General features: G+C 69.3%; 10 protein-coding genes. 5 read left to right on the top strand and 5 right to left on the bottom strand.

All coding sequences use genetic code 11. The annotated features are described in order from the left end of the window. Positions 1–208 precede the first annotated feature (208 nt). The 4 genes from AC2VOK_RS04405 (at position 209) to AC2VOK_RS04420 (ending at position 3,050) form a co-directional block, all read left to right on the top strand. A complete protein-coding gene (locus tag AC2VOK_RS04405) occupies positions 209–694 on the top strand; it encodes a hypothetical protein (RefSeq protein WP_428899399.1) in 486 nt (161 codons plus the stop codon). Between the two features lie 245 nt (positions 695–939). Beyond that, positions 940–1,662: a GGDEF domain-containing protein gene (locus tag AC2VOK_RS04410; RefSeq protein ID WP_428899408.1), complete on the top strand. Its 723-nt coding sequence runs from the start codon at positions 940–942 to the stop codon at positions 1,660–1,662. A gap of 1 nt (position 1,663) precedes the next feature. Continuing rightward, a complete protein-coding gene (locus AC2VOK_RS04415; protein WP_428899400.1) occupies positions 1,664–2,224 on the top strand; it encodes an FKBP-type peptidyl-prolyl cis-trans isomerase in 561 nt (186 codons plus the stop codon). 22 nt (positions 2,225–2,246) lie between these two features. After that, positions 2,247–3,050 (top strand): HugZ family pyridoxamine 5'-phosphate oxidase, encoded by an 804-nt coding sequence (locus tag AC2VOK_RS04420; protein ID WP_428899401.1) that lies wholly within the window; start codon positions 2,247–2,249, stop codon positions 3,048–3,050. 60 nt (positions 3,051–3,110) lie between these two features. Here AC2VOK_RS04420 and AC2VOK_RS04425 read toward each other — a convergent pair whose 3' ends face one another. The 3 genes from AC2VOK_RS04425 to AC2VOK_RS04435 are packed head-to-tail and all read right to left on the bottom strand — an operon-like array spanning position 3,111 to position 4,639. Further along, a complete protein-coding gene (locus AC2VOK_RS04425) occupies positions 3,111–3,338 on the bottom strand; it encodes a DUF167 domain-containing protein (protein ID WP_428899402.1) in 228 nt (75 codons plus the stop codon). A gap of 39 nt (positions 3,339–3,377) precedes the next feature. Beyond that, positions 3,378–3,740, bottom strand: a complete 363-nt coding sequence (locus AC2VOK_RS04430; RefSeq protein ID WP_428899403.1) for a hypothetical protein — start codon at positions 3,738–3,740, stop codon at positions 3,378–3,380. 17 nt (positions 3,741–3,757) lie between these two features. After that, positions 3,758–4,639 (bottom strand): HpcH/HpaI aldolase/citrate lyase family protein, encoded by an 882-nt coding sequence (locus AC2VOK_RS04435; protein WP_428899404.1) that lies wholly within the window; start codon positions 4,637–4,639, stop codon positions 3,758–3,760. 152 nt (positions 4,640–4,791) lie between these two features. On the opposite strand from AC2VOK_RS04435, the gene AC2VOK_RS04440 reads away from it, so the two are divergent. Then, positions 4,792–5,715, top strand: coding sequence for a class I SAM-dependent methyltransferase (locus AC2VOK_RS04440; protein WP_428899405.1), 924 nt, complete (start codon positions 4,792–4,794; stop codon positions 5,713–5,715). A 30-nt stretch (positions 5,716–5,745) separates the two neighbouring features. Here AC2VOK_RS04440 and zwf read toward each other — a convergent pair whose 3' ends face one another. Together zwf and AC2VOK_RS04450 are read right to left on the bottom strand one after the other, a co-directional pair. Beyond that, entirely contained in the window at positions 5,746–7,254 is a 1,509-nt protein-coding gene (gene zwf / locus AC2VOK_RS04445) for a glucose-6-phosphate dehydrogenase (RefSeq protein ID WP_428899406.1), read from the bottom strand. 45 nt (positions 7,255–7,299) lie between these two features. Then, positions 7,300–9,337 (bottom strand): DUF3418 domain-containing protein (locus AC2VOK_RS04450; RefSeq protein WP_428899407.1); only part of this gene is annotated, 2,038 nt, incomplete at its 5' end.

Below are 9,337 nucleotides of genomic sequence, written 5' to 3' on the forward strand. Positions count from 1 at the left end.
GCCGCACGCACAGCACCGGACGGTCGTCCGCGCCGTCGACGGTGTCATGCATCCTTCGCTGGCGTTTCCGCGGTGACCGGAAAACCGGCGCCCACCAGGGCGGTTCCTCCATGCTTGAGTCATGGAGCAAGTCATGTGAGACGGTCGCGGCTGGCGGCTCGGCACGGCGGCAGACGTCGCGTGGATCAACACGGGGACGTCGGTCGGCGTGCTGATCACCTCAGGAATCCCGCCGGTCTTCGACGACGATGCAACCGTCCGGCTGCCCGGCGACGATGCGCTGCAGCCTCGGCATGATCGGGCCGTCATAGCGGTCCTCCGAACTCAGTCGCCAGGTCAGCGATGGTGGCTCGCATATCTCGAACGTGGCGACAGCGACATCGTCTTTCCCGACGCGCCCCCGGTGAACATATACGCGGACTGGCCGTACATGTTGGTGCGGGCCGGCCCCGAGGAAGCAGCCGGCTGGCGTCGGACGGGCGTCACTCTCGACCGGCCCTACCTCGTTCCCGACGTGATGTTTCCCGCGGACCGGTCCTGGCTGTTCTCGACACTGTGGGACGACGACGGGAGCTGTGTCGGCGGGCCGGTTGCGCTGGTGGACGCGCTGCTGAATCACCCGGATCTGCAATCTTGGGTGCGGCGGCTGCGCCTTGGCGAGGACGCCACTCCCCTGGGACATCGGGCGATTTGAGCCAGGCCCACGCCCACGGATTGAACAACCATGCCGGCGAATGCGGTTGGTCGCACTGCATCACGACGGCGAATTCCCCTGTCACATTTCTCGGCTGTATTTCGGCAGCGGTAAGGCAGTTGCTGCGCGCGCTCGACGCCATGCAGTGAACAATTGGCGCAGCGTCGGTATCGCAGCAGGTGATCAGGAGAGTCGACGATATGGTTCTGGACTTCCCCGGCCGTCGGGGGGCTCGCCGAAATCGATTGCGGTTGCGCGCCGACGCCGGGAAAGGCTTCTACGGCGAACACCAGATTCGGCTGCTGCGGATCTATCTGGTTACCACCACATTTCTGTACATCTACGGCGTGGTGTTCGGCAATCTGATTCCCATTCATCCCGGCCTGGCCCGGGGAAATTCAGCAGGGGGAATCGCGGCGGTCGTGCTCGGACTCGCGGCGCTGGTGTGGCTGGCCGTCCGGCCCGGCAAACCCGCGCCGGCGACGGCCGTGGCGATCGGGGCCACCCCCGCCGTGATGGCCTTCCACCATGTCATGGTCGCCGAGTTCGCCTGCCTCATCGCGCCGATGTTTCTGGCGATGTACCTGCGCGCCTTCTACTCGCCGCGGCGCGGCGCATTACTGGTCGGTGTGCTCACCGGCGCGTGTGTCCTGGCCCTTCCGCTGAGTCACGCGGCCAGCTTGTACCTCGACTACGTCGTCTTCGTGATCGCCATCGTCGGGGCCGCGGAGTCCTTCGGGCTGGTGGCGCGAACCCTGGTGGCCGCGGCGGAGCAGTTCGTCGCCGGAGTCCGGCTGCACACTCCGGACACGAGCGTCGGCACCGCATCGCACAGCGGCGAGACCGCCGACATCGCCGCGCTGCATGCCGCCGCCGACGCCGGCCTCTATGCCGCCAAGCGCATAAAGCGTCCCGACACGCGTCTGGATGCGGGGCGCGGCGGTCAGGGACGCCTCGGGTGGCTGTAGCGTGACGGCGGTGAAATCTTCTCGGGTGAACTCCTCCGTCGTGCTCGCGACGTGTGCGACCGCGCTGGCGCTTGTCGGACCGGGCGAGGCGGCCGCTGCCGGCTCGTGCCCGACCGCAGCGCCGGCCAACGGGGCAGCACCCGAGTGGACCCTGGCCGGGGCCACCGGCAGCGTCGCGGTCACCGGGTCCACGGACACGACGGCCCCGCTGGTGAAGGTGACGACACCGTTCAGCGTCACCCAGACCCAGGTGCACACCCTGCGCGCCGGCAATGGGCCGGTGGTTCCCGCCACGGCCAGTGTTTCCGTCTGCTACATGGGCGTCGACGGGCGTGACGGGTCGGTGTTCGACAACAGCTACGAACGCGGCGCCCCGGTCGACTTCCCGCTCGGCGGAGTCGTCCCGGGCTTCCAGAAGGCCATCACGGGACAAAAGGTCGGATCCACCGTCGCCGTCGCCATGACCTCCGCGGACGGCTACCCCAACGGTCAGCCCAGCGCCGGGATCCGGCCGGGCGACACGCTCGTCTTCGCGATCAAGATTCTCAGCGCCTCGAGCTGACGCGCGCTGCTAGCCTCCCCCCGTGGCCACTCGCGATCACGGCGACCCCGGGGATGCGCCCTCCGCGCCCCCTCCCCTGCTGACGCCGACCAACCCCACCCGTCGCTCCGCGGCGGAAGAGGCCCGCACCATCGCCGCCGCCACCAACACGGCCACGCTGGCCAGCTTGACCGCCGACGGTGACCCGTGGGCGTCGTTGGTGGCCTACGGGCTGCTGGGCGGGATGCCGGTGCTGTGCGTGTCGAACCTGGCCGAGCACGGCCGCAACCTGGCCGCCGACCCGAGGGCGAGCCTGTCGATCGCGGCGGCGAGCAATGACGCCGACCCGCTGGCCGGCAGCCGAATCACCCTGGCGGGGGTGGTCGCACGACCCCCCGACGCCGAACGGGAGGCGGCCCGCGCCGCGTACCTGGAAGCGGTGCCGGCCGCCCGTTTCTACCTCGACTTCAGCGACTTCACCCTCTGGGTGCTCGCAGTGCGGCGGGTGCGCTGGGTCGGTGGCTACGGCCGGATGGACTCGGCCACCGCCGACCAATACGTCGCCGCTTCGCCGGATCCGATCGCGCCGGCGGCGACCCGGGCGCTCGCGCATCTCAACGCCGACCACGCCGCCGCCCTGGCCGCGATGGCCCGGGCGTTCGGCGGCTACCCCGACACCGAGACCGCCGTGTGCACCGGCGTCGACCGCTACGGCCTGGACCTGCGGGTGCACACGCCACGCGGGGTGGCCTACACCCGCGCCGGCTTCCCGGCACCGCTGAATTCCGCTGACCAATTGCGTTCGGCTACAGCGGAGTTGGCCCGCTCCGCCGAGTCGACCGCGTAACCTGCGAGCGTGAAACGCGCGACGCCGCCCTTTCCGGGCCGGGCCCGTCGGCGAAGCCGCTCAGGCCACACGGAATCGCTTGAGCCGCGACGTCTTTCCCGAAACCAGTTCGACTCGGCGTCGAGGTAATCGGAGGTGGGTGGCCAGCAACTCGGTCACCGCGTCGTTGGCCTTGCCGTCGACGGCGCGCTCCCGGACATAGATGATCAGCACACCGTCCGGTCCGACCTCGACAAGAGGCCCTTTGTGGCTGCCGGGCTTGACCTTGACGACGATAAAATCGTTCACGCCGCATAACGCTACCGTCGGCGGCGTACCGTCAGCCCGTCATCGCCGAACGGATACCGCTGACCAGCGCGCACCAGGCAGCACGGCCCACGGTGCGCTCGGGTGGCGGCAAGTACGGTAACGGCAACGGCGCCCGTGCCCATTCGGCAGTATCCCCACCAACGTCGCCGCCAGCAGCCCGTAGGGCACCCTGGCCACCAGCGGTAGCTGAGGCTGTTCCGCCATGTAGGCGTCGCGCCCGCCGCGGTCCAGCGGGGCCGCGCCGTAGAGCTTGTGTGCCAGCAGTAAGCTGTCGACTTCGTTGATGTCAACCGACTCCAGCAGGTGCGGGTCCGTGGCGGAATAGGGCCTCCTGTCGCACCCCACACCCGCCGGTGGGTTCCAGCACACGGACGCGGCCAACGACGTGCGGCCGTGACTCAGGAGGCGGCTTCCCTCTCCGAGATGCGTTCGGCGAGTGCGAGAATCCGCTCGGCGTTGCGCACGTGCAAACTCTCGATCATGCGACCGTCGACGGTGATCACGCTGCTGCCCGCCGCCTGCGCCTGCTCGTAGGCCGCGACGATCCTTCGGGCGTCGGCAACCTCGCCTTGCGACGGACCGAAGATTTCATTGGCCGGACCGATCTGGGAAGGGTGAATCAAAGTCTTCCCGTCGAAACCCATTTCGCGGCCCTGGCGGGCCTCGGCGCGGAAGCCCTCCGTGTCGGTGATGACGTTGAACACGCCGTCCAGCACCACCTTCCCGGCCGCTCTCGCCCCCAGCACCGCCAACGTCAACGCGGGCACGACCGGTGCGCGCCCGGGTACGTGCAGCGCGTGCAGATCGTTGACCAGGTCGTTGGTGCCTACCACCAGCGCCGCCAATCGCTGGCTGGCCGAGGCGATCTCATCGGCCTTGAGGAACGACCGGGGCGTTTCGATCATCACCCACAACTGCAACGACTCCGGGGCGCCGAGGCGCTCGAGCGTGGCGGCCAGTGCTCGGACCTGATCGCCCGTTTCGACCTTGGGCACGAGCACCCCGTGGGCGGGCGAAGCGGCCACCGCGGCCAGATCGTCGTCGTGCCACTCGGTGCCCAGCCCGTTGATGCGCACCACCACCTCGCGCGGCGAGTAGCTTTCCGACGCGACCGCCTCGCACACCGTCGTCCGTGCGCCGGCTTTGGCGTCGGGCCCCACCGCGTCCTCCAGGTCGAAGACGAGCACGTCGGCGGGCAGCGTCTTGCCCTTTTCGACCGCGCGGGCGTTGTTGGCGGGCAGGTAGAGGGCGGATCGGCGCGGGCGCGGTGTCGGTGCCATGGACTGGTTCGCTTCCTGTCGTCGAGTGCCGGGCTGCTCTCGTCTGCGGCGGGTGCATGCTGAGCGCAGCATAGGAGAAAGTACGCTTCGACCTCGGTGAGGTAATTCGGTGAGGTAAGCGGCGGCGGCGTCACGCCGGGAGGGAGAAACCGATGTCATCCGGAGGCTCGGCACGTACCGAGGGCGACAGCTGGGACCTGGCATCCAGCGTCGGAGCGACCGCCACGATGGTGGCCGCCTCACGTGCGCTCGCATCCCGGGAGCCTGCCCCGCTGCTCGACGACCGGTTCGCCGAGCCGTTGGTGCGCGCGGTCGGACACCCCTTCTTCATCCGGATGCTCGACGGGCAACTCCCCGTCGATGACGACGACGCGCCCATGACGCTGCAGCAGCGCCGCGAGCAGATGACGGTCCGAACCAGGTTCTTCGATGACTTCTTCCAGGCCGCGTCCGGTGCCGGGGTACGTCAGGCCGTCATTCTCGCGGCCGGCCTGGACGCGCGGGCCTACCGGTTGGCGTGGCCGGCGGGCACGGTGGTTTTCGAGGTCGACCAGCCCGAGGTCATCGCCTTCAAGACCGACACGCTCGCCGGCCTGGGCGCGCAACCGACCGCCGAGCGGCGCGCCGTCAGCGTCGACCTGCGCGATGACTGGCCGATCGCACTGCGCGACAACGGCTTCGACGCTGCAGCGCCCACCGCGTGGATCGCCGAGGGCCTGCTGCCCTACCTGCCGCCAGAGGCCCAGGACCGGCTCCTGGACAACATCACCGCGCTCAGCGCGCCGGGCAGCCGGCTGGCCACGGAGAACATCACCGACATGAGTGTGTTCACCGACGAGCGGGCGCGGGCGATGCGCAGCACCTGGCGCAAGTACGGACTGGACATCGACGTCGCTGAACTGGTGTGGCTCGGGGAACGTCGCCCGGCGGCTGAGCACCTGGAGTCGACCGGCTGGCAGGTCACCGTCCACCCCACCGACGAGGTGTACGAGAGGTACGGCTTCGCCGTCCCCGACAACGAGATACTTCAGGAGTTCCGCGGCGCCATCAGCTATCTCAGCGCCGAATTGTACTGAGCTGACGCGTAGGCCTGCGTTGTTCGGTCGTTAGTGGCCCCTTGCCCGCTTGTTTTCGCGCCACTCCCGCTCGAACGGCAACCGCCACGCCTTGGGTGCGATCAATTGGTGAATGGCGTTGGGTCCCCAGGTCCCCGGCTGGTACATTTTGGCGGCTGGCGGGTCTTCGAGCAGTTCTTGTGAACGCTCCCACAGGGATTCGATGCCCTCGGCGGTGGTGAACAGTGTGTGGTCGCCGCGCATCGCGTCGAGGATGAGCCGTTCATAGGCCTCCAGCACGTCGACCACCGTCTCGATCTCCTGCGAGGAGAACTGCATCGACATCTTGTCCAGCTTCATCCCGGGGCCGGGCCGTTTGCCGTAGAACGACAGCGACACCTTGGAGTTGTCGGCGAGGTCGAAGGTGAGGTGGTCGGGTCCTTGGGTGCCCACCCCCGACCCCGGCGGGAACATGGTGCGCGGCGCCTCGCGGAACGCGATCGAGATGATCCGGATACCCTCGGCCAACTTCTTGCCGGTACGCAGGTAGATCGGCACGCCGGCCCAGCGCCAGTTGTCGATGCCGACCTTGAGCGCGATGAACGTCTCGGTGTCGGAATCTTTGGCGACCCCGGGCTCTTGGCGGTAGCCGCTGTACTGGCCGCGCACCACGTTGGACGTCTCGATGGGCAGCATCGAGCGGAACACCTTGTTCTTCTCCTCGCTGATGGCGTACGGCTCGAGCGCCGTCGGCGGCTCCATCACCACGAACGCCATCACCTGGAACAGATGGGTCACCACCATGTCCTTGTAGGCGCCGGTGCTTTCGTAGAAGTTCGCCCTCTCGTCCAGGCCCAGCGCCTCGGGAATGTCGATCTGGATGTGATCGATGAAGTTGCGGTTCCAGATCGGCTCGAACAGGCCGTTGGCGAAGCGGAACGCCAGAATGTTCTGGGCCGCCTCCTTGCCCAGGAAGTGGTCGATCCGGAAAATCTGGGACTCCTCGAAGGTTTGGTGCAGGAAGTCGTTGAGGGCCACCGCGCTGGAAAGGTCGGTGCCGAAAGGCTTCTCCATCACCACGCGGGAGCGCTCGACCAGGTCCGCGTCACGCAACATGTCGATGACGGTGCGTGCCGCATTCGGGGGAACGGACAGGTAATGCAGCCGGCGCACCTTGGGCCCTAGTTTGTTCTCGGCTTGGGTGACCGCGGCAGCCAGCGCCGCGGGTCCCGCGCTCTGCGGGACGTAGGTCACGATCTTCGCGAAGTTGGACCACTGTTCGGGCGTGAGCTTGTGGATGCCGAACGCGTCGATCGCGGTCTTGGCGATGTCGCGGAACTCGTCGTCGCTGAAGTCCTCGAGCGACGTCGCCACAACCTGGATGTCGGGGGCGAGCTCGGACTGATCCAGGTAAGCCAGACCGGGCAGGAGTTTGCGCTTGGCCAAATCGCCCGTGGCCCCGAACAGGACGATGACGTGGGGTTCCAGCGGTTCGTGATCGTGGCGGTGCGGGCGTGCTTCGGGTGCCGGGTAGGAGATCGTCTGCGGTTTCTTGGTCACGCCCGCGATATTTCCACCGCCGCGCCATGTTCGCAGCCGGGCAGCTCAACAGCGGACGCGCACGTCATCGATCGCCCGGTAGATCCGCTGCTCGCTGACCGGTCGCGGCGTGCCGAGCTGCTGGGCCCACAGGCTCACCCGCAGCTCCTCGACCCGGCGCGCGATATCGCGGACGTCGGCCGCCGCCTGCCGTGCCGGCGGCAGCGCGGCCAGCAGTTCGTCGTAGGCGTCCTGCACGGCGTGCACCCGGGCCATCCGCTCCCGATCCGCCTGGGGCGCGTGGGGCAGCCGGTCGAGGCGCCGGCCGATGGCCCTCAGGTAGCGGGTCAGCTCGGCGAGGTGCGCGTACCCGGTGGCGGTGACGAACCCGGGCGGCAGCAGCCGGGCGAGCTGGGCGCGGACGTCGGCGATCGCGTCGGCCTGCGGCGGCGTGGGCTGGGCGGGCAGGGCCAGCCGCACCTCCTGCGCGGCGGACAGCACGGCCTCGACTCGACCCACGACGTCGGCGGTCGTCGCCGGCAGCGCCCGCGCCACCCGCTCGCGCAGCGCGGCGAACTCGGCGTGCGTCCACACCGGCCCTTCGACCAGCGCGTCCACCGCGGCGTCGGCGCAATCGTCGAGCAGCGCGGACAGCGGGCCGTCCGGGTTCGTCCCCAGCGCCAGTCGGGTCCGCGGACCCAGCTGGCGCTCAACAGCTTTGACCGGTGACGGCGCGCCGAGCCGCACCAGCCTCCGGATGCCGGGTCCCATGGCCTGGGCCTGCTCGACCGACGTTGCGAACACTCTCACGTCGACCGACGATCCGGCATCGACGAAGGCCGGAAACCCCTGCACCGCGCGCCCGCCCACCGTGCGCTCCACGACGCGCGGCAGTTGCTCCAGGTCATCCGGCCAGGCGCGCAAGCCGGTCCGCTCGAGGTCGCCGGCGACCGCGTCGGCGACGGCATGCCGTGCCACCGCCTGCAACCGCTCCTGCAGCACCGGCAGGTCCTTGCCGCGGGCCACCTCGGTGCCGTCGGGCGACTCCACGGCGAATGTGACCCGCAGATGCGGTGCCAACTTGGTGAGGTCGAAAGCGTCGATGGGCACCAGAATGCCGCTGCGGCGGCGCAATTCGCGCTGCAACGCCGGTAGCAGCGGCTCCCCGGCCGGATCGATGCCGGCCAGCACCGCGCGTGCGGTGTCGGGAGCGGGAACGAAGTTGCGGCGCAGATCTTTTGGCAGGCCGCGGATGAGCGCGGTGACCAGCTCCTCGCGCAGCGCCGGCACCTGCCAGGCGAACTCCTCGCCGCCCAGGCGCGTGAGCACGTCGAGTGGGACGTGCACCGTGACGCCGTCGTCGGCGGCGCCGGGCTCGAACCGGTAGGTCAACGGCAGCGCGACGTCACCGGCCCGCCAGGTGTCGGGCCGGTCCGCCCCGGCGGTGTCCTCGGTGCGCAGCAGGTCGTCGCGGGTCAACGTCAGCAGGCCGGGTGTGCTGTGCCGCTGCTTTTTCCACCACGCGTCGAAATGCCGCGCCGAGACGACCCCGGCGGGGACGCGCGCGTCGTAGAAGGCGTAGACGTCGTCGTCGCCGACGAGCAGGTCCCGGCGACGGGCCCGCTCCTCGAGCTCCTCGAGTTCGGTTCGCAGCTGGGCGTTGTCGCGGAAGAAGTGATGGCGGGTCTGCCAGTCGCCTTCCACGAGCGCGTGCCGGATGAACAGTTCCCGTGCCACCGCCGGCTCCACCCCGCCGTAGCCGACGCGGCGGCGCGCCGCCAGCGGTAGGCCGTACAGCGTCACCCGCTCGAAGGCCAGCACCTCGCCGCGTTTGGCGTCCCAGTGCGGTTCGCTGTAGTTGCGCTGCACCAGATCGCCCGCGACCCGCTCGACGATCTCCGGCTGGATCCGCGCGCCGGTCCGCCCGTAGAGGCGACTGGTCTCCACCAGCTCGGCCACCATCACCCAGCGCGGCGGCCGCTTGGTCAGCACCGAACCGGGCGCCAGCACGAACCGCGAGTTGCGCGCGCCGAGGAATTCGCGGGTGTCCTCGCGGCGCATGCCCACGTGCGACAGCAACCCGGCCAGCAGCGCCGCGTGCACG

It is taken from the genome of Mycobacterium sp. TH-M116 (assembly GCF_057473685.1).

Excerpts from the sequence above, each read along its gene's own strand:
- AC2VOK_RS04440 (WP_428899405.1), top strand. The coding sequence starts at position 4,792 with ATGTCATCCGGAGGCTCGGCACGTACCGAGGGCGACAGCTGGGACCTG.
- AC2VOK_RS04435 (WP_428899404.1), bottom strand. The coding sequence starts at position 4,639 with ATGGCACCGACACCGCGCCCGCGCCGATCCGCCCTCTACCTGCCCGCC.